Here is a 17,248-nt window from a genome sequence, read left to right as displayed (position 1 = left end):
GGGATGTCCGGTCTGCATCCGCCACGGCCGTGGCGGTGCCGCCTCAGGCGCGAGGGGGCCTTGGAAGGCGACCGGCGGAGATCGAGGCTACGGTGACGTCGGCCGTGGCATAGGACAGGCGTCCGGCGGTGGCGATCGGAATCCCGGGTGACGCCTCGATGCCAATGGCCAGATGGCAGCCGCAGGTCGCATGGCAGGCCGGGCACCCGTCGGGCTGGTCCGGCGCACCCTTATGCGAGGACGTGGCGAACGCGGGCGCGTGATCAGGAAGGCGATGGGCGTCGGCGGAGGAAATCGCACAGGGCGCCATGAGCGCCAGGAGGAGGACGAACGACAGCAGGCGGACGGCGGTCGCCCACCAGCCGCGCGACGCCTCGTAGGCCCTAATCGGGAATCCCGCGCTCATGACTGCCTTATGGACGATCCGGAGGCGCTCGTACATGCCGGACGGGCGTCCCAGGGCGCCTATCCGAATGCCGACATGCTCGGGGGTGCGTCCGCGGAGACGTCGCCCCCCTCTGCGTCTGGGGTCGCCGTAGCGTCGCGATTCCCGGCCGCCCGAGCAGGTCGGCGAGGAGCGGGACCGGGCATCGGACATGCTGCGCACCTAGTTTGGAACCGGTCCTGGCGATCGTCCGACAAGCCGAAGATGGAGCTGGGTTAGGCACGGGCGGCCCCTTCCACGAAGGGACGGAACCGCGCACCGGCCCATGCGTAAAACCCTCCAGGCCACGCTTACCGGGGATCAACCAAGGGAGCCGGGCCGCCAGCCTCAGCAGAATGCCGCGGTTGAAGTTCGGGTAGCATGGTGCTACCTCTTGGAGGCTGGATGGCGCCGCACAATCCCCTGGCAAAGGTCCGCGCGCTCGCCGCCGACGAGGAGGCCTGTTCGTTCTTTTCTCCCGTCCTCGAAGAGCTCAGGACCCGTAAGCTCGACACGGACGACCTGCGGGCGATCATCCAGACGGAATTGGGCGAGGCGCACTTCAGCAAGTCCGAGCCGACGCGAAGACACCACCCGACCACCGTGTCGGACTACTACTCGATCTGGGTCGACGACTGCGCCGACTGGATGTTCCTGAAGCTGCTGGTCACCGGCGCTGACGTCCTGGTCGTCACCTCATTCAAGAAGGATATCGATCGATGACGATGGAGGCCTGCCAAGCCTGCGAGGCGATCGCGGTCTGCGAGCGCATCGAGCCCTTCGTGGTCGAACGGTCGGGGAAGAGCCTCGCCATCCAGGACCGTCGCATGGTCTGCGTCGAATGCGGGAACGTCAGCTATCAGGGCTCTCAGATCTCCGAGCACGAGCTCGCCGTCGCCAACGCCGTGCGAGAGATGGACGGGCTCCTGTCCGCCGCCGAGCTCAACGCCATCCGCCTCAAGTACAAGCTCCGCCAGGCCGACATGGAACAGATCCTCTCCACCGGCCCGAAGACCTGGACCCGCTGGGAGCGCGGCAAGGTTCCTCAGAGCAAGGTCGCCGACCGCTACATCCGCGCTCTAGCCCGGGACCCCTACCTCGCCCGCCGCGAGATGCTTGCGGCCGGGGTCGTAAACCCGGAGGCCGAGGGCGTCTTCGCCCAGATCGAGCTTGACGATCGCAAGCGCGCCCACGCCGTCATGCGCGACGCCCTCGGGCGGCGCACCGAGATCGACCACGAGCGCTTCGCCGCCCTCGCTGCCGACGCGGCCTTCGACGCCTTCCATGGTAACCACGCGAACCCGGAAGCCGTCGCCGCATGAGCGAGAAGCCTCCCATGGGCGTGCTCCACCACCTTCCGCCGAGGAAACCCCTCGCGGATATGGAGGATTTCCGGCGCGACGTGGGAGAGACCATCGCGGCACAGTTCCGGGAGCAGAACGAGATCCTCCGCGCCGAGCGCGGTGAGCATCTAGCGCGTGTCCGGGAACAGGATGAGCGCCTCCAGCGGCAAGGCGAGCTCATTGAGCGGCTCACCCGCGGCGTCGAGCTCCTCGTCACCGAGATGCACGGCGTCCGGACCGGCAAGGCGGAGGAGGCCTTCGCCCGCGTCGGCGGCGAGGGCGCCGCCCCGGACCTGCCCACCGTCTCCGCGGAGTCCGCAGTGGTCTACATCTGTACCGCGGGCAGTATCGGCCGGAAGCTCGACTTCCGCGCCAGCGAGATCGGTACCCTGCTCGGCGCCAAGGGCCTGCGCTGGGCGGGCAACGGCGCCTACCAGGAACTCGGACGCGAGGTCGGCCCGAACCATACCAAGTTCTGGCACCGCGACGTCCCCGCCCGGCTCCGGCGCGTCCTGGACGAGAACAACCCAGCCCGCCACGGCATCACCGATCGCAGTGTCCTCGCGATCTTCCGCAAGTGGAGCGCCCGCCGGACCGGCGGCCCAGACCTCCTCGACAGCATCGAGGCGCTCAAGGCCTGAGCCCGGGCATCAGTTTCGGTGTGCCGCGGCGATTTGCTGTAACCTTGGTGACGGGGTTTTGATGAAAGCGCATCTAAGAAGCTATAAGCGTTGTCACGCGATCTATCTCATCGGATTGTATTGTACTTATACATATCCATCCCGGACTAATTATCACGCATTCGCTACGCGAACCTCTCAACCAGAGATAATAATGGCATGATAGGTATCGGAGGCGAAGAATTCTACAAAATATTTCACGAGGAAATTGAAAAACCTCGAATATTTGCTGATATAAATCAGCTTGCGCCGTCCGACATCGAACTCAGAATTCGCGCAATCTTCACTGGGCATAATTTCGATTTGGATGCTGTCGGCTTCGTACAAGCCTGTATGTATCAGCGAGAACAGAAGCTACCTTTCATAAAAATTGGACCCAAGCGACTTACTGAAGATGTTGACCTACTCGTTAAGGCCGTCGCATTCGGAATAGTTGCCTGTCAAGAAATATCAACCGATCTCAGATTTAGTCTGTCAAGACCAGATTCGAATCTATATGTAAACGGATTTCCTGCATGTTGTTTGAGAGATATAAATCGGATGCACGATGATGATCAAGATATGGATCACTTAGAATTCACACGATTACATGGAGCTGCCGTGCTTGATCAAATCCAGCCTGTCATTCGTGATTTAAAAACATATTGGGGGAACGAACCTCTCAATAAAAGCGTCCTGAAAAAGAGGTTTTTCTTACCAATAAAATATCAAACAATTTCAGATATTCTCGAAACTGTCCCCGGTGAAATCATGCAAAGTTCACTAAGAGGACAAATTGAAAGGGCAGCACATGTAAGACATGAAAGATTGAGACTGCTTAGGAGCCCCCGGTTACCTTCGATAGACGATGAAAAGGCGATTTTTGATATTTGAAAAATTGCCTTTTACACTGATCGGTGCGAACTACAAACGGCCGGAAGTGAACAGAAGCCGGGGCTGGCTCGATAGCCGGGAAGTCAGCCGACGACGCTGGTTCCCATCGCGTCGGGAGCCTTCAGGTCACACGACTGCATCCCGTGGGGCGATCACGTTAATTACGCGGCCTCGAAGGGCGGCACGACGACGCTGAAGTGCACCCTCGCCCAGGAATTCGCCCCGCGCGGGGTGCGCGTGAACGCCATCGACCCGGCGCCGTGAGGACCGGCATTAACGCGGGCCAGATGCAGGGTAAAAATCTGCGCAGTGCGGTGTCGCAGATCCAGTATGGTCGCATCGGACGGGTCGAGGACATCGCCTCAGCCATCGCGTTCCTAGCCTGCGACCTGTCCGACTACATCGTCGGCGACACCCTTCTCGTCGATGGTGGGATGACCACTCCTGGCACGATGCCTATCGGCGGTAGGCCGGGGCCCGTACCTCCAAATCCGATTGATAGGTGAAAACCGTTAAGGCGCATCAGGGCTCGTCGCGGCCTGCGATGTTCCGGTCGGCATCCCGCTCGAAGGTCGAGGTGGTCAGCGCGTCGGGGATCCGCTCGGCGATCATTAGAAAGGGGCCTTGCGTGGTGTCGGGGGCTAGCAGGGCCAAGCTGCCGCGGCGGAGGGCGCCGTCGATCTCAACTAGGTGGCCGCGGCACCTACTGCGGTAGGCGACGATGACAGAAGGCCGTCAAACGCCCTTTTGCTGCTCACGAAGCTGATCCACCCAGGCCCTCAGGTCCCCGACGGCCTTGAGCAGTTCGTCTGGGCGCAGGGGAGCAGCGTTCCGCCCGGGAGATGGATCGTGGGCTTCCGTCTGATTGCAGCACCGTTTGAAGCCGGCGGCGAAATCCTCGACGTTGGCAACGGTCAGGCTCGCCACCTTTCTCAGGTCCTTGGTGCTGATGTAGTCGCGGTGCCTTTGGATGACGCAGTTGAAGGCCACCTCCTCAAGGGCCCGTTCCCAGGTGCTTCGTAACCTGCTGAAGAAGTGGGAGGCCGCAGCCCCGTACTCATCATCCCGATTGTCGTCGTAGAGGACCTTGGCCGCCCGCGCGTCCTTCTCAAGAGCGTCGAGGCGCTCCCGGACCTTAGCCCCGATCCAGGGCAGTCCCTGGTTCACGACGCCCGCGCCGGCAGAGGTGTGGGTGAGCGAGATCAGGGAGACCGGGATCCTGCCGTCGATTGACAGCGCATGCAGGTCGTTCAGGAAGACGAGGTCATGCGTGAAGACGATAATCTGCCGGACGCCCCCTTCCTCGACCAGCCGCTCGGCGACCTTGCGCCGCCACCGATGGTCCAGCGAGGAGACCGGATCGTCGAAGACCAGCGTCGATCCATGAGCCGCGGTAGCGAGCTCGGTCAGGAAGGCGGCCAGGGCCACGCAGGTCTGCTCGCCCTCGCTCAGGATCTCGCCGACCTTCGCCCTCTCGTTGGCGAACAGCCGGACCTGGTACTGCGGGGAGCCGTACCTGCCGCCCGAACGGACGATGTCGACCCTCACCCTGTGGGCGGCCAGCTTCTGGATTTCTTCCTGAAAGCGATCGCGGACCTTCGGCGTGATGACCTTGTCGGCGATCGTGTTGCCGAGCGTCGTGATGGCATTCGTCGCCATCTCGGACAGGCAGTCCTTCAAACCCGCCAGCTCGCTCAGCCGTGCCATCTCGATCCTCGCCTTCGGCAGCAGTGCCTCCAAGAGTGCGCGGTCACGCAACTCGTCCCGTTCCGCAACCAGCCGTACCCGACCGGCGGGATCGACCGCCGTCAGAAGCTCCTTGGCATAGGCCTGCGTATCATCCGCAAGAGTCGTCAGCGTGCCGATGATGCCGGCCGCAACCACGGGCATTGGACCCGCCCCGCGGTCGGCGAGTGCCCGCGTGCAGATCCATCGCCGAAGCCGGACGGTCGCCAGCCCGCGCAGGATCGCGGCGGCGACATCCGGATGGGTCACCGACAGCTGGCGGCGCAGCGGAAACCCGGACATCCGCAGCGACAGACCCGACAGCTTCCCCAGGGCCTCCTCGTAGGCGACCTCGGCCTTCCGCGCCTCGCGCTCGCTGTCGGCCTTCACAAACTCCTCAAAGATCAGCTTCAGATCCCCGGTCCCTTCGGAGATCGGCTGGTGGCAGAGCACGCAGACCGCTTCCGCGTCCGTTCGCGGGAAGTCGTGCCCCTCGTAGGCGACATGCTCCGAGTAATGCCGCGCCGCGTCCCATAGGGCTCGCCAGGTCGCCTCCCCGACCCCCTTCAGGGCGCTTCCGCCGAAGGCGCGTTCGGCCGCGAGCGAGGCGGCGGAGCGTTTGGAGCGGGCGGTCCCGGCGAGCGCCGCAAGCTGCGCGAGCTCCGCATCCGACACCGCCCCGAAGACCCTATCAAGCTCCTCGGAGAGGCGGCGTACGGCCCGGGCCAGCTCGCGCTGCTCCCCTGAGGCCCGGACCAGGTCGCGAGCCAGGTCCTCCTCAAGCCGGCGAAGCCTTGCGCGCTCCTCCGCTGACAGGTTCGACAGCTTTTCCAGGGGTCCGAGGTCGGTACCCGGAGCGAGCGCGCCGAGAAGCCGCCCGACCCGGGTCCCAGACCCGAACGCGGGTTCCGTGAACGCCGAATCCCGCGCCTGCTCAACCGCCCCCTGTTCCGCCGTCAGCGCCGTGCGGATCGCTTGGCAGACGCCGGCGAGCTCATCGGGGATGTCGAGCCCGAACGGACGGAACGCGACCTCGTTCCTCTCGCGCACATGGACCATTCCGCATTCGCGGTCGAAGACGCTGACGCTGGAAAGGATGGCGTGGGGAGAGCCCGCGGCGGTCCAGGCCAGCGGCGCGATCGGATCGCCCGATACGACGCATCCGATCGTGGCGGATCCCGCATCGGCACCGCCGCCGAAGGCATTCGGCAGGATCTCGCCGGGGGAACGTGCCCGGCACGCCCGCTTCAGGATGCGGGCATACCCGGATTTTCCTACCCCGTTGTCGCCGTAGACGATCGTAATTCCATCGGGTTCAAACGAGAGTTCCTGGCCGGGAGCGAGCCGATTGACGCCCATGACATCCCTGATCGAGGTCAGCGCTACCTTCTCACCGGCGGTGGCCATGGACGGAACATGCTCGGCGCCCAAGGGCGACGGTGTCACCTCGATACCGGGAAAGCCACATCCCCTCTTGCAGAGCAGTGCAAGCTCTTGGTGATCGTCGGCGTCGAGGGTGCGCTTGGCCACTATGCGACGTAGGGCGTCCCGCTGCCAGTCAGGCTTATTCCTCGACCATTGCAGGATGATCTCGAAGACCGAACCCGTCGCCGCCATCGAGACTCGTTCCCCCGCACGGGTTCGAGCTTAGCAGCAGGGCCCTCGGATCCGTAAGGGGCGACGCGTCAGTTGAGTGTTTTCGACCAGGCCATCTCCTCCCCCCGTTACTCCTATCCGGTGTAACGCGGAAATTGCGAACTCCCGGACCTCAGGGATCCAGTCCGAGGCGGGCCGCGAGGGCGGTCGCGACGGCCTCGCGCCGGTAGACGACCGCCGGCTTTCCGGCCGCGATGGCCCGTTCCGTGCGGGCCTTGAGCGCGGCGGCCGCCGCCAGCAGAACCCTTCCCGCGTCGATCGGGCTCGCGAGGCGGTACCCCTTGGGCGCGCCTGCGATGACGACCGCCAGCCCGTCAGCGATCGCGCGGTCGAGCGTCGCCGGGTCGGGCGCGCCCGCCTCCGCCGCCCGGGCGCGGGAGGCCGCCTTGACGGCGCGGTTTGCCTCGCGTGCACGGGCGGCCGAGGATGAGGTGCGGGGTGCGGTCATGGGCGTAGGATGCCGTGACGAGGTGCAAGGCACCATGACATGTCACGCCATCGGCACTCACTCGGCACTCCCTCGTGCGCACGTCGTGCTGAGCTCAGCATTTCCTCAGCATATTTTTGGGCGTTTCAGTCTGCATGATCGGCGATTCATCAAGAGCGAAATCGCGATCCGTTCAGGACGCATGCTGCAGCCCCCCCGGAAACGGGGTGTTCACCATCCCATGTGGATCCACGTGGCACCGGGTTGACGGGGAGTCCCGCCCAGGCGCGAATTGGGCGGTGAGATCCGCCCCGCCAGGAGAGACGCCCATGTCGCACCAGACCCGCAGCTTCGCGATCGACAGCAGCATCCGCGTTGGCCAGGGCCTGGCTCTCGGGCACTCCGCGATCCAGGGTGCCTTCGACGGCCTGCGCGCTCGGCAGGACACGGACCGGCACGCCGTCTCGCGCCTCGCCGGCCGCCTCGGGCAAGCCCGCCGGGATGCCGTCGCGGTCGAGGCCGAGGCCGATGCCCTTGCCGCTGAGGCCGCCGAGCTCCGCCTCCTCCTCGGCGCCGCCCTGCAGCGCGCCGCGGCGGCCGAGGCCCGGGCCGAGCGGGCCGAGCGCGCGGTCGTCGCCGCCGCCCGGCGCCAGGGCCTCGTCTAGCCTCAAGCCCCCCCAGACATGCGAAGGGCCCGCCGGGATGACCGGCGGGCCCTTCGTCGTTCGGTCGCTGACACGTCACATGCGGCAGGCGGCGACGCGGGCGTGGGCCTCGGGGGTCTCCAGGAGCCTGTAGGCCTCCTCGATGACCCTCTTGTCGTCTGCGTCGTACTCGCCGGGGCGAGGCTTCGGGGCCTCGGCATCAAGGCGCGCCTGAAGGGACGGCATCAGGGGCAGGCCCCCATGGATCTCCGAGAGGGACTCGGCGCGGAGATGCTGCTCGACGCGGAACGCGGGCACGAATGCCAGATTGCACCGGGCGCCAGTGTCGAGGCCGGCGAGCCAGGATGCGACGTCCCGCGGGAGCGGGGCGAGATCCCTGCCGGAGCGGCCAGTCGGGTCCATCGCGGCTCGGTTGTGCGCGATAACGAGCTCTCCGAGGCCAAGCGCGACCGGGCGCGGGCCGGCCGCGGCGCGGTTGTCGTTGGCCAGGGCGACCTCGGCGACGTCGGACGCGTGGACGGCCGGACGGGGCAGCAGGGCCCCGAGGACACCGCCGATCCCGGAAGCCGTGAGATCCAGCGCCCGAGCCGGGCCCTCCAGGCCGGCTCCGACGGCGGTGGCGGTGCGGTCGACCGCGGCCTTCGCGACGCCGGCGACGCGCTTCACGTCCCCGTACAGGGACACGGCGGCCTCGCGGGCGTCGCCAAAAATGGCGGCGATGAGAGCGGCGATGAAGGCCAGGATTTTCTTGAGGTCGATCATTGCGGGACTGCCTAAGTTGAACTGAGGGAGACGGAGAGACAGGGGCGAGGGTATCGTCAGGCCGGGGCTAGCAAGTCGCCAGCTGGGACGCGGCGCCGGCCTCGGCGCACCGGGGCCTCGCCGAGGGCGCGCTCGCAGAGCTCGTCGGGCAGCTGCAGCCTGTGCTGATGGATCAGCGCGAGCCCGTGGGCGGCCTCGCCCCGGTCGAGGACCTCGCGCTCGGCGAGGACGTGACCGCTCCAGGTCGTGGTCTGGCTGAAACCCTCGCCGTTCTGGATGGCGGCCCAGTCCTCGTCGAGGGAGGCGAGGTAGCGCAGCCCCTCCAGGGTCGCAGCGCGCACCGCCGGGTCCTCTGCCCGGGCGTAGAAGTGCGGCATCGCCGGGCGCCCGATCCTCTGCTCCGCGCGGACGCGGTTGGCCTCGGCGTTGGACAGCCAGCGCTCCGCACGCTCAAGATCGTAGGGCCCCCATTCGGCCCGGTGCGCGGTCTCGGCCGCCTCCGTCAGGGACCGGCCGAACTGCCAGGGTGCCGCCCCGACGAGCGCCTGAAGCCGCTCGCGAATCGGTCCCGCCATCTCGTCGACGCGAGCCTGCGCGGCGAGCCGGCGTTCCTCGGCCCGAGCGTTGGCCTCGTCACGGGCGGCGCGGGCCTTAGCGATCGCGGCGTCGGCCGCCGCCCTGAGCGCCGGGACGTCCACGTCCTCGGCCGAGATCCCCCACCAGCACGGCGGCAGGTTCGGGGTGCCGGCGCGGTCCGTCCAGGAGAAGCCCGCCGCGACCATCAAGCCGCGCTCGGCTCGGTAGGCGTCCGAGAAGGTCTGCGGGGCCTCGTCCATGACGAAGAGCGCCATGGCGTGGCCGTAGCGGAGGCGCTCGCCGACGTGGCGCCAAGGGAAGCCGTCGAAATCGAGCGGGGGAGCGGTCAACCGGGGCATGGGGCGTGTCCACCGGGGAAATGGTTAACGCAAGCTTATGCTCCGAAATAAGCCCGGCCAATAGTCTTGTTGACAAAGCTGGTGCATTGGCTGCATGTTGATCTGCGTTCGTTAGGAGACCCCCGGTGCCCCGTACCCCCATGCCCCTCCATCCCCACACTTGGTCGCCCGACCTGGTCGAGCGCGTCAAAGCGCTGTGGCTCGCCGGCGTGTCCGCCCGCTCCATCTCGGCCACGCTCGCCGCCGAGGGCATCGCCCGTAGCCACAGCTCGGTCATCGGCCGGATGCGGCGCGAGAACGTCAGCTTCCAGGGCCCCGGGGCCAGCAGGCCCCCCCTTGCACGTAAGCCCCACGAGGGCCCGCGGAAGGCCCCGAAGGCCCTCGTGGTTAAGGCGCCGCCGCCCCCGCCGAAGCCCGCGCCCCGCCCGGCCGCATCGGACGTTCTCCTGCCGGAGTCCCGCCGCGTCTCGATCCTCGACGTCCGAGACGGGGTCTGCCGCTGGATCGCCGGCGATCCCCGTCTGGACCCGACGGCCTGCGGGCACCCGGCCGATCTCGGCTCGCCCTACTGCCCGGCGCACCGGACCGTCGCGCCGAGGTCGCGCGAGGCCGCCTACGTCCCCGCTTTCCGGAAGGCCGCCTGATGAGCCGCATGAGCGACCGTGCCATCGACCTTCAGCACAACCACCAGGTGATGGAGCCGGACGACGAGGACGAGGCGCTGCCCCCGCACCTCGATCCGGACCGCCTCGCCGCTGAGCACCGCGCCCACGTCGAGGCGCTGCTCACCGACCTCGCCAAGCCGGAGTGATCCCCGTGCCCGAGCAGCCCCCCGCCGACGAGTTCATGACCCTCTGGGATTACGTCCCGGATCCTGGCCCGATGGTCCGCGATCCGATGTGGCGCCAGATCGCGCTGCAGGAGCTCACCCGGCCGGCCGACTGGACGCCGCCGGTCCCTCTGATCCGGGAGGCGGCCCCCCTGCCGCCGTGCGCCCGCCTGACGGCCCTCATCGACGACGCGGGCGTCGGGCGCCGGCGGCCCCGCGACGTAGCCATCGTCGAGGCCGCGATCGCGAGGAGCCTGCCGGCCGACGTGCCGACGTTCGTCTCGGCGGTTCTCTCGGTGCGCCGGGACGGCGAGGTCCTGGTCACGCGCGTGCGCCTGTTCGATGGGGGCGTCGTCGTCCTGAGAGTGGACGGGGGCCCCGAGCCCCACGTGCGTGGGTGGGATCCCGAGGGCGAGGACAGGCGCGCCTTCCACTACGTCGACGGCGCGTGGACGCGCGTCGAGAACGCCTGTGTCGGGGAGGTCATCTGATGGCGGGCGGGATCCTGACCGGTTCCGGTCTCGACGAGCTGGTGCGCCAGATCGAGGAGCTCCGGACGAGGCGCTACGAGGGGGCGTTCGACGAGGGCCTTGAGGCAGGTACGCCGCTGGGCGAGGCCGGTGCCTACGCTCAGATGGTCGCCGTCTGCGAGGACGTCCTCTGGCTCTACGGGGTGTACGGGGACGGCGAGCCGGTGGACGTGCTCGGCATCGATCGGATCGTGGAGGACCTCCCCAGGATCAGGGAGGGACGTCGGGCCCTCGTGATCCCCCGCGACCCGGAGACGCCCTGGCACGATGCGGGGGTCATCGTCCGCTACGGCCTGCGTGTCGACATGCTGGCGGCCGAGACGGGGCCCGAGGGGCAGCGCATGTGGCGCCTGCTGACACACGAGCAGACGTGGATCAAGTTCCGCGACGACGACGGGCGGACCCACTACATCCAGGTCCGCGGGCTCCCGCCGGTCCAGCAGGCCGCGCGGCACGCGTACGAGGCCGAGGTGCGCGAAGCGGAGGCGGTCGCGGCGGCGCTGAGGTCGGCGCGGCCACGCGGGCGGGTTGCCCGGTCGTACTTGGAACTCGACGCCGCTGTTGAGCCCCTTCTGCGCAAGCTGCTGGTGCTCGATCCGGACGCCCTCGTGGGGCACGCCCTCGTCAGGATCGGCGCGTTGCCGCCCGAGTTCCGCACGGCGCGGGTCGACGCGGCGGTCCCGACGCTCGCGGCGCACCACCGCCACGCCGGGTTCGACGTCGCGACGTGCTTGCACTGGCTCCGGGTGATCCGCCGCCGGGTGGCCGCGGTCGAGGCGGCGGGGCCCAAACCGCCCCCCTCCGACGATGCCGATGCCCTCGGTAGCCTCGCGTGGTGAGGCGCCGGATCCTCCCGGGCACGCGCCGAGGCTGCGCGTTCCACCGAACACCCTCCCGGGCACGCGCCGAGGCTGCGCGTTCCACCGAACACAAGGACACCTGACCATGGCCACCAAGAAGAAGCCCGCCCCGACCCCGTCCGCTCCCCTGTCGATCACGTTCGACATGAGCATCACCGAGGCCCACAGCCTCGATCGCTGCGTGATCAAGCATGGGCATCTGGTGACGGCCAGTCCGCCGTTCACGGCGAGGGATGACGGGGACTCCCACCTCTCCCGCGATCCGGAGGACGAGTTCCTGGGGGAGATCCTCGGCGTCGAGGAGGGGCGGCTCCTGCTCTTCCGCCGGCGGGACCCGGACGCATGCCCGGCCCATTTCGGATGGCGGCCGACCTTGGGGCGGCAGTACATCGTCTTTCGGTTTTCGGAATCCGACGACGGCGATGCGTCGGCGGAGCTCCTCGCGGACGATAGCGCCGAGGCCGTCGATGACGCGATGCGGCAGATCTACCGCCGGTACCGCCCGAACCGGACCTACACGCGGACGGCCGAAACGCTGGGACTTCGAGCATGTCCCAGTAACCATCCCCCGCCGTGTTAACCGCAGCCTCTATTTGCCGTTGCAGTCGAAGCCCCCTCGATTCAGAATCGCACCATGCTCAATTCGAAGCCCACATTCGTCCTTCACGCCGGCCCGTTCGACTTCTCGGACGGCGCCCGCGACGAGGCCTCCATGGCCGGTACGGACACGCTGATGTCGCTCGACGTCGCCGCGTGGGCCCCCGAGCTAGCGGACGCCCTGGGCTTCCCGACCTTCTCCACCGCGCAGCTGCGGGCCGCGACGCGTGCCCCGGATCCTCATCGACTGAAATCGATGCAGCCCGGACACGCGATCTACACGACCCGCCAATACCTGCTCGACTGGAGAAATACGTGGCTCGCCCCAAGCAACCCTCCCGCCTTGTCTTCGACCGGAAGCGACAGGTCTGGGCAATCGCAGACTTCATCGATGGCGAGCGCTACAAGCGCAGAACACGACACGGCCTTGCAGCTCGCGGCGCGGCTCAAGAGGAGCTCGCGCTCCACATCGCGGAGCAAGGGCGCCTAGCCCGAGAGCGGCTCATGGCCTCGCCGGATCACGACGACCCGGCGAATTCCAACCCCCGCCTGGTGTCCGTCGCCGCTTGCTTGACGTTCTACGGCGCCCGCATGGAGGGCACGAAGAATGCCGCCTTGGTCGGCCAGCACATCGTCCACCTACTTCGCATCCTGAGGGGCCTGACGCTGGCGCAGATCCGTGGATCGACGTGCCGCGACTACGTCGAGAAGCGGACGAGCGAGCGCTACACGAAGCCCGGCTGGAAGATCTCGAAGCCGATCTCGACGTCGACGGCCCGGCGCGAGCTCGGGACCCTGTCGGCCGCCATCAACGCCTGGCATCGGGAGTACAACCTCTCGTCGGTTCCGGTGCTCGAACTGCCCAAGGCCTCGAAGGGCCATCCGGACTGGCTGACCGAATCGGAGTTCGAGCGCCTCCTGAAGGCGGCCTCCGGGTTCCGCTGGTTCTCCTCAGACATCGCCACGCGCGAGCCGTACTGGCAGCCGATCGAGGGCCTGCGCCACGAGCCCGGCGACCAGCTGGTGCGGTTCCTCCAGATCGCGTTCTACTCGGGCACCCGGAGCGCGGCCGTCCTCGACCTGCGCTGGCGCAAGCACAAGGTCGCCGGGTACGTGGACTTCCCGACGGTGACGATGTTCCGCGAGGGCCCCGAGGCGCCGGCATCCCGCAAGACGCAGCCCCCGTGCCGGATCCACGATCGCCTGCTCCCGCTCCTCAAGGAGTGGCGCGAGGAGGACCTGGCGGCCGGCGTGTCGCGCGTCGTCCATCGGAACGGTGCCGCCGTGAAGCGGGTCAGCAAGGGGTTCAGGATGGCCGCGATCCGGGCCTGCCTGGACCGGCGCGACATCGACGGGACGCACCGCGTCACCGACCTGTCGGCCGGCCTCGCCGCCGACCTGCCCGAGGAGGAGGAGGGCTACCTCTCGGAGGAGGCCGAGGGCGACGCCGACGAGATGGGTTGGCCGACGCCGCACATCCTCCGGCACTCCAGGGCAACGATCATGCTCCGCGCCGGCGTGCCTCCGGTGGAGGTGAGCGAGTACCTCGGCATGTCGCTGGCCATGGTCCTCAAGGTCTACGGCCACACGTCGAGCGCCTACCAGAAGGCGGCTGCGGCGGCCTAACGCGGAGCTTTATTTTTTACAAGCACCCCTTGCTTTCGGCCCCGTTGCTTGTATATTTACAAGCAACGGGGAGACGGTCTCCCCGAGGGAACCGCACCGATGTCCAAACTCACCGCCGCCAACGTCGCCCACAACCAGGCCGTCGAGCACGCCCTGAACGAAATCATCACCCAGTCCGACCTCGACACCGCGCTCGCCGAGATCGCGGCCCTCTCCGCCCCCACCGAGACCGCCACGGTCGACCTCGACGACCTCGGCTCCGATGCGATCGCGGTGCTGGGCGACGGCTCGGTCCTCTGCTGGGGCAATGAGCACAGGATCAACGGCCGCACGTACCGCGACATCGTCGTCGCCGGCGGCGCCGAGGACGGCCATGGCGTCATGAACGCCGAGCTCCAGGCCGAGATCTGGGAGGACTCCCAGGTCTGCGCCGACTGAGGGCGCGGACCGGCCGGGGGATCGCCCCCCGGCCTCAGGCGAGAACCCTACCCCCCAGCACAGAGGATCCGGACATGGCCAGGATGGTGGACTTCGACAACGACGGCGTGGACTTCGACGACGGCCTGCGCCTGACGACCGAGGGCGAGTTCAGGTTCGACGGCAATTGGATCGTCCGGGTCGGCGTCTACCGCCGCTACCAGGGCGAGCGGGACTTCGAGCGCGAGGCGACCGTGCACGTGCGCACCGGCCTGACGGCCCGCACGATCGAGGCCTCCGTGCTGCGCAAGCGCGCCGAGCGCCGCCTCTCCGGCGACTGAGGCCCGCCCCTCGGGAGGGGTGTGAGACCTCCCGATCCCGGGCCTCAGGACCGAACCCAGCCCTTCCGGAAGGACCACACCCATGAAAGCTGTCATCCCCGCCATCGAGGCCGTGCTCGCCGCGTCCCCGTCCCGGGACGAGGACGCGACCGTCTACGCCATGTTCGGCGCCCTCGGCACGATCGACGCCGAGGGTCGGGCCGCCGCCAAACGCGCCTTCCCGGAGCACCCCGCCGTTGCCGCGATCCTCACGTTCGACTTCTGCACCTCCGACGACCACGCTACCGTCGCCGCCGCCCTGGAGCCGCACGCCGCCGCGGCACCGACGCTGCGCCAGTCGACCGAGGACGACGAGTGGACGGCCGCTGAGAGGGCCGTCTACGCCGCCAGGACCTTCGTCGGAGAGGTAGCTCGGATGACCGGCCACGGACGCGCCGGCCACGACCGCTGGGAGGCACGCGAGCACTTGATTGCGACTCTGCGAAACCTGCAGGTGCGCCATCTTGAGGAGGTCGCGTGCGATCTCATCGGCCAGTTCCCCGGGTACGACGTCCGCGGTCAGGGGTGGTGGGCGTGGGGCGCGCCGGGAGGCATGAGCATCCAAGTCCGCGTGGGTGGCAGGCCGATCCTCTCGCTCCCCGGAGACGTCACGCGCCGCGAGGTCGAGATGGCGATCCTCGGCTGGAAGGCCGGCAACGACCAGGGCCTGCACGAGGGCGCCGAGCGCATCCGCCGGGGGATCAAAAACCTCCTCGAAGTCGAGGCCGCCTGAAGCCTGCACCTCCACCGGCCCCCCATCACGGGGCGGCCGGTGTAGAATTGAAACGCCCGTCCTGCGCAGGAGCCCGCACCGTGTCCTTCGATTTCCCCAAGCCGATCCGCGAGGCCAAGGTCGACCTCTCGGGTTTGACCGAGGCTCAAATCCTCATCCGACGGGGCGTCATCAGCCTCGGCGAGCGAGCCTTCGGGCCGCGCTGGCAGAGCTTCTTCGCGACGGCGCTCTCGGAAGTTGCGGGCCGGCGCATCACCCAGGCGCAGGTGTCGCAGTGGATTTCGGGCTCCCGCCCCGTGCCCGATGCCCTGTTCGAGCCCACTCGGCGTCTCGCGATCCGAGCGGCCGAGGACCTGGAACGCCGCGCGGCCGAGATCCGGATGGAGTGGGCCCCGGCGGCGCCGGAGGAGGACAAAGCCGACCTCGCGACACTGGCCTGAGGGCGGGCCCTGCGTCGGAAGGACCAGGGACTAGACAAGCGTAGTCGAAAGTCGATATAGGGGGCTATGTCGACTTTCGAGGTACACCATGGCTGAGGACGTCCGGCTCTCCGACACGACCCTGCGCGCGCTCAAGTTCCTGCTCTCGGCTCCCCTTGAGGGGAGGTCGGGCGCGGAGATCAGCAAGTCCGCCCGCATCGGGTCGGGGACGATGTACCCCATGCTCGCCCGGCTGGAGACCGCCGGCTGGGTCGAGGGGAAGTGGGAGGAGGTGGAACCGAGCGAGGCCGGGAGGCCGAGGCGACGGTTCTACACGCTGACGATGGCAGGGCGCGCCCGGGCCCGTGCCGCGTTCGCCGAGTACCAGGTCGCGCCGGAAGGAGCCCTCGCATGGAACTCCTGATCGGGCTGCTCATGAACATCCTGGGCGCGGACCTCTACGACCGCTGCCCGAGGCTCGCCCGCTTCCTCATCCGCAAGGCGGCCGCCCGGCTGCCGGAGGGCAAGCGGGAGTCCTACGCCGAGGAGTGGTCATCGCACCTCGCCGACTGCGACACCAAGCTCGATCAGCTCCGGCATGCTCTCGGCTGCTGGTGGAGCGTCGGCGGGATCCTGAGGACCGAGCCGCAGCCAAAGCGGGCTTACAGCCTCGACGCGCTCATCCTCGGCTCCGGCCTCATGCTGGTCGGATCCACCGCGGAGGCGATCATGTCCGCGATGGCCGGCGCGCCCTGGCTGTACCTGGTGAGCTACCTGTTCCAGATCCTGCCGGGAGCCTTCGTCGTCGTCCTGGGGATCCGGATGCGTCTGAAGGATGGGCGGTACGTGTATATCTGACGCCCGGAGCGGGGTCCCGGAATGGCCCCGCAATTACGAAATCCGGCCCGCATGGCCGTGCATGGCGCTCGATCCAATCGAACGGCGTTGCATGGGAATTGACGGGCCGGACGCCGGTCCCTAGGAAAGTTGCGGCGGGGTGAGAGCCTTGCCAAGGTTGGGGTCGAGGGTTCGAATCCCTTCGCCCGCTCCAATTCATCCAACCGACTTATAGTACTGCGACAGGCCGCCTTCGGGCGGTCTTCGTCGTTTTCGCCTTGTAACGCATCTCCTGGCAGACGGTTATGATGCGTCGGCTTCCCGCACATCGCTTCATCCGGTAGCGACCTTCCGGACCTGTCGATGAACCAATACGGCCCTCTGCATGTTGAGTGAACGACAGCAAGGGAAAAAACGTATGACATCAACGTGGATGACCCTCGAAGAACTCGCCTTGAACCGCCGGATTACGGTGAATGAGGCTCTCCGAATCGTGAACGAGGCCCATTGCCCCAAAGTGTTTCGCGCGT

At 67.6% G+C, this 17,248-nt stretch carries 23 protein-coding genes; 18 read left to right on the top strand and 5 right to left on the bottom strand.

The window, feature by feature from the left end; genetic code table 11:
• Positions 1 to 43: 43 nt before the first annotated feature.
• On the bottom strand, positions 44 to 406 hold the full coding sequence (locus ASF26_RS05195; protein ID WP_056250539.1) for a hypothetical protein: 363 nt from the start codon (positions 404 to 406) through the stop codon (positions 44 to 46).
• A gap of 423 nt (positions 407 to 829) precedes the next feature.
• On the opposite strand from ASF26_RS05195, the gene ASF26_RS05190 reads away from it, so the two are divergent.
• From ASF26_RS05190 to ASF26_RS22495, 4 genes are all read left to right on the top strand, one after another.
• Positions 830 to 1,147, top strand: a complete 318-nt coding sequence (locus ASF26_RS05190) for a type II toxin-antitoxin system MqsR family toxin (protein WP_055958963.1) — start codon at positions 830 to 832, stop codon at positions 1,145 to 1,147.
• Complete coding sequence (locus tag ASF26_RS05185) at positions 1,144 to 1,746, top strand: type II TA system antitoxin MqsA family protein (RefSeq protein ID WP_082477521.1); 603 nt, start codon at positions 1,144 to 1,146, stop codon at positions 1,744 to 1,746. The genes ASF26_RS05190 and ASF26_RS05185 overlap by 4 nt, the downstream gene beginning before the upstream one ends.
• Positions 1,743 to 2,408 carry a hypothetical protein gene (locus ASF26_RS05180; RefSeq protein ID WP_056149076.1) on the top strand — a complete coding sequence of 222 codons (666 nt, stop codon included), beginning with the start codon at positions 1,743 to 1,745 and terminating at the stop codon, positions 2,406 to 2,408. The genes ASF26_RS05185 and ASF26_RS05180 overlap by 4 nt, the downstream gene beginning before the upstream one ends.
• A gap of 198 nt (positions 2,409 to 2,606) precedes the next feature.
• Positions 2,607 to 3,320, top strand: a complete 714-nt coding sequence (locus ASF26_RS22495) for a hypothetical protein (RefSeq protein WP_147859846.1) — start codon at positions 2,607 to 2,609, stop codon at positions 3,318 to 3,320.
• Between the two features lie 735 nt (positions 3,321 to 4,055).
• Here the strand turns inward: ASF26_RS22495 and ASF26_RS05165 are convergent.
• Entirely contained in the window at positions 4,056 to 6,662 is a 2,607-nt protein-coding gene (locus ASF26_RS05165; protein ID WP_056250422.1) for an AAA family ATPase, read from the bottom strand.
• Between the two features lie 151 nt (positions 6,663 to 6,813).
• Complete coding sequence (locus tag ASF26_RS05160) at positions 6,814 to 7,149, bottom strand: hypothetical protein (RefSeq protein WP_056250420.1); 336 nt, start codon at positions 7,147 to 7,149, stop codon at positions 6,814 to 6,816.
• Between the two features lie 308 nt (positions 7,150 to 7,457).
• Here ASF26_RS05160 and ASF26_RS05155 point away from each other — a divergent pair, with 308 nt between their 5' ends.
• A complete protein-coding gene (locus tag ASF26_RS05155; protein WP_056250418.1) occupies positions 7,458 to 7,793 on the top strand; it encodes a hypothetical protein in 336 nt (111 codons plus the stop codon).
• 75 nt (positions 7,794 to 7,868) lie between these two features.
• Here ASF26_RS05155 and ASF26_RS05150 read toward each other — a convergent pair whose 3' ends face one another.
• Positions 7,869 to 8,555 (bottom strand): hypothetical protein, encoded by a 687-nt coding sequence (locus ASF26_RS05150; RefSeq protein WP_056250416.1) that lies wholly within the window; start codon positions 8,553 to 8,555, stop codon positions 7,869 to 7,871.
• A 56-nt stretch (positions 8,556 to 8,611) separates the two neighbouring features.
• Positions 8,612 to 9,490, bottom strand: coding sequence for a hypothetical protein (locus tag ASF26_RS05145; RefSeq protein WP_056250414.1), 879 nt, complete (start codon positions 9,488 to 9,490; stop codon positions 8,612 to 8,614).
• Between the two features lie 125 nt (positions 9,491 to 9,615).
• Here ASF26_RS05145 and ASF26_RS05140 point away from each other — a divergent pair, with 125 nt between their 5' ends.
• The 13 genes from ASF26_RS05140 (at position 9,616) to ASF26_RS05085 (ending at position 16,739) form a co-directional block, all read left to right on the top strand.
• Entirely contained in the window at positions 9,616 to 10,134 is a 519-nt protein-coding gene (locus ASF26_RS05140) for a GcrA family cell cycle regulator (protein WP_156462870.1), read from the top strand.
• Positions 10,134 to 10,301 (top strand): hypothetical protein, encoded by a 168-nt coding sequence (locus ASF26_RS22485; RefSeq protein ID WP_156462869.1) that lies wholly within the window; start codon positions 10,134 to 10,136, stop codon positions 10,299 to 10,301. The genes ASF26_RS05140 and ASF26_RS22485 overlap by 1 nt, the downstream gene beginning before the upstream one ends.
• A 5-nt stretch (positions 10,302 to 10,306) precedes the next feature.
• Entirely contained in the window at positions 10,307 to 10,810 is a 504-nt protein-coding gene (locus ASF26_RS05135; protein WP_147842680.1) for a hypothetical protein, read from the top strand.
• Positions 10,810 to 11,688 carry a hypothetical protein gene (locus ASF26_RS05130; RefSeq protein ID WP_056250408.1) on the top strand — a complete coding sequence of 293 codons (879 nt, stop codon included), beginning with the start codon at positions 10,810 to 10,812 and terminating at the stop codon, positions 11,686 to 11,688. Before ASF26_RS05135 ends, ASF26_RS05130 begins: the two co-directional genes overlap by 1 nt.
• 106 nt (positions 11,689 to 11,794) lie before the next feature.
• Positions 11,795 to 12,289, top strand: coding sequence for a hypothetical protein (locus ASF26_RS05125; protein WP_056250405.1), 495 nt, complete (start codon positions 11,795 to 11,797; stop codon positions 12,287 to 12,289).
• A gap of 54 nt (positions 12,290 to 12,343) precedes the next feature.
• Positions 12,344 to 12,796, top strand: a complete 453-nt coding sequence (locus tag ASF26_RS23340; RefSeq protein WP_056250404.1) for a hypothetical protein — start codon at positions 12,344 to 12,346, stop codon at positions 12,794 to 12,796.
• 14 nt (positions 12,797 to 12,810) lie between these two features.
• Positions 12,811 to 13,932 (top strand): tyrosine-type recombinase/integrase, encoded by a 1,122-nt coding sequence (locus ASF26_RS05115; protein ID WP_056250401.1) that lies wholly within the window; start codon positions 12,811 to 12,813, stop codon positions 13,930 to 13,932.
• A 99-nt stretch (positions 13,933 to 14,031) separates the two neighbouring features.
• Positions 14,032 to 14,370, top strand: a complete 339-nt coding sequence (locus tag ASF26_RS05110) for a hypothetical protein (protein ID WP_056250399.1) — start codon at positions 14,032 to 14,034, stop codon at positions 14,368 to 14,370.
• Between the two features lie 74 nt (positions 14,371 to 14,444).
• On the top strand, positions 14,445 to 14,690 hold the full coding sequence (locus ASF26_RS05105) for a hypothetical protein (RefSeq protein WP_056250396.1): 246 nt from the start codon (positions 14,445 to 14,447) through the stop codon (positions 14,688 to 14,690).
• An 82-nt stretch (positions 14,691 to 14,772) separates the two neighbouring features.
• Positions 14,773 to 15,462, top strand: coding sequence for a hypothetical protein (locus ASF26_RS05100; protein WP_056250394.1), 690 nt, complete (start codon positions 14,773 to 14,775; stop codon positions 15,460 to 15,462).
• An 80-nt stretch (positions 15,463 to 15,542) separates the two neighbouring features.
• Positions 15,543 to 15,902, top strand: a complete 360-nt coding sequence (locus tag ASF26_RS05095) for a hypothetical protein (protein ID WP_056250392.1) — start codon at positions 15,543 to 15,545, stop codon at positions 15,900 to 15,902.
• Between the two features lie 88 nt (positions 15,903 to 15,990).
• Positions 15,991 to 16,305, top strand: a complete 315-nt coding sequence (locus ASF26_RS05090) for a helix-turn-helix transcriptional regulator (protein WP_056250390.1) — start codon at positions 15,991 to 15,993, stop codon at positions 16,303 to 16,305.
• The gene (locus ASF26_RS05085; protein ID WP_056250388.1) at positions 16,293 to 16,739 is read left to right on the top strand and encodes a hypothetical protein; all 447 of its coding nucleotides are present in this window, start codon (positions 16,293 to 16,295) and stop codon (positions 16,737 to 16,739) included. The genes ASF26_RS05090 and ASF26_RS05085 overlap by 13 nt, the downstream gene beginning before the upstream one ends.
• Positions 16,740 to 17,248: the final 509 nt, after the last annotated feature.

This window comes from Methylobacterium sp. Leaf93, assembly GCF_001422345.1.
Lineage (GTDB): Bacteria > Pseudomonadota > Alphaproteobacteria > Rhizobiales > Beijerinckiaceae > Methylobacterium > Methylobacterium bullatum.
The sequence above is the reverse complement of the archived record's forward strand: the minus strand, read 5'-3'. Positions and strand labels throughout refer to the sequence as shown.

Bases quoted from the DNA above. Each gene is read 5' to 3' on its own strand.
- ASF26_RS05195 (WP_056250539.1), bottom strand. From the start codon at position 406: ATGAGCGCGGGATTCCCGATTAGGGCCTACGAGGCGTCGCGCGGCTGG.
- ASF26_RS05130 (WP_056250408.1), top strand. From the start codon at position 10,810: ATGGCGGGCGGGATCCTGACCGGTTCCGGTCTCGACGAGCTGGTGCGC.
- ASF26_RS22495 (WP_147859846.1), top strand. From the start codon at position 2,607: ATGATAGGTATCGGAGGCGAAGAATTCTACAAAATATTTCACGAGGAA.
- ASF26_RS05105 (WP_056250396.1), top strand. From the start codon at position 14,445: ATGGCCAGGATGGTGGACTTCGACAACGACGGCGTGGACTTCGACGAC.
- ASF26_RS05160 (WP_056250420.1), bottom strand. From the start codon at position 7,149: ATGACCGCACCCCGCACCTCATCCTCGGCCGCCCGTGCACGCGAGGCA.
- ASF26_RS05150 (WP_056250416.1), bottom strand. From the start codon at position 8,555: ATGATCGACCTCAAGAAAATCCTGGCCTTCATCGCCGCTCTCATCGCC.
- ASF26_RS05165 (WP_056250422.1), bottom strand. From the start codon at position 6,662: ATGGCGGCGACGGGTTCGGTCTTCGAGATCATCCTGCAATGGTCGAGG.
- ASF26_RS05185 (WP_082477521.1), top strand. From the start codon at position 1,144: ATGACGATGGAGGCCTGCCAAGCCTGCGAGGCGATCGCGGTCTGCGAG.
- ASF26_RS05110 (WP_056250399.1), top strand. From the start codon at position 14,032: ATGTCCAAACTCACCGCCGCCAACGTCGCCCACAACCAGGCCGTCGAG.
- ASF26_RS05180 (WP_056149076.1), top strand. From the start codon at position 1,743: ATGAGCGAGAAGCCTCCCATGGGCGTGCTCCACCACCTTCCGCCGAGG.
- ASF26_RS05090 (WP_056250390.1), top strand. From the start codon at position 15,991: ATGGCTGAGGACGTCCGGCTCTCCGACACGACCCTGCGCGCGCTCAAG.
- ASF26_RS05155 (WP_056250418.1), top strand. From the start codon at position 7,458: ATGTCGCACCAGACCCGCAGCTTCGCGATCGACAGCAGCATCCGCGTT.
- ASF26_RS05115 (WP_056250401.1), top strand. From the start codon at position 12,811: ATGGCCTCGCCGGATCACGACGACCCGGCGAATTCCAACCCCCGCCTG.
- ASF26_RS05125 (WP_056250405.1), top strand. From the start codon at position 11,795: ATGGCCACCAAGAAGAAGCCCGCCCCGACCCCGTCCGCTCCCCTGTCG.
- ASF26_RS05145 (WP_056250414.1), bottom strand. From the start codon at position 9,490: ATGCCCCGGTTGACCGCTCCCCCGCTCGATTTCGACGGCTTCCCTTGG.
- ASF26_RS05190 (WP_055958963.1), top strand. From the start codon at position 830: ATGGCGCCGCACAATCCCCTGGCAAAGGTCCGCGCGCTCGCCGCCGAC.
- ASF26_RS05085 (WP_056250388.1), top strand. From the start codon at position 16,293: ATGGAACTCCTGATCGGGCTGCTCATGAACATCCTGGGCGCGGACCTC.
- ASF26_RS23340 (WP_056250404.1), top strand. From the start codon at position 12,344: ATGCTCAATTCGAAGCCCACATTCGTCCTTCACGCCGGCCCGTTCGAC.
- ASF26_RS05100 (WP_056250394.1), top strand. From the start codon at position 14,773: ATGAAAGCTGTCATCCCCGCCATCGAGGCCGTGCTCGCCGCGTCCCCG.
- ASF26_RS22485 (WP_156462869.1), top strand. From the start codon at position 10,134: ATGAGCCGCATGAGCGACCGTGCCATCGACCTTCAGCACAACCACCAG.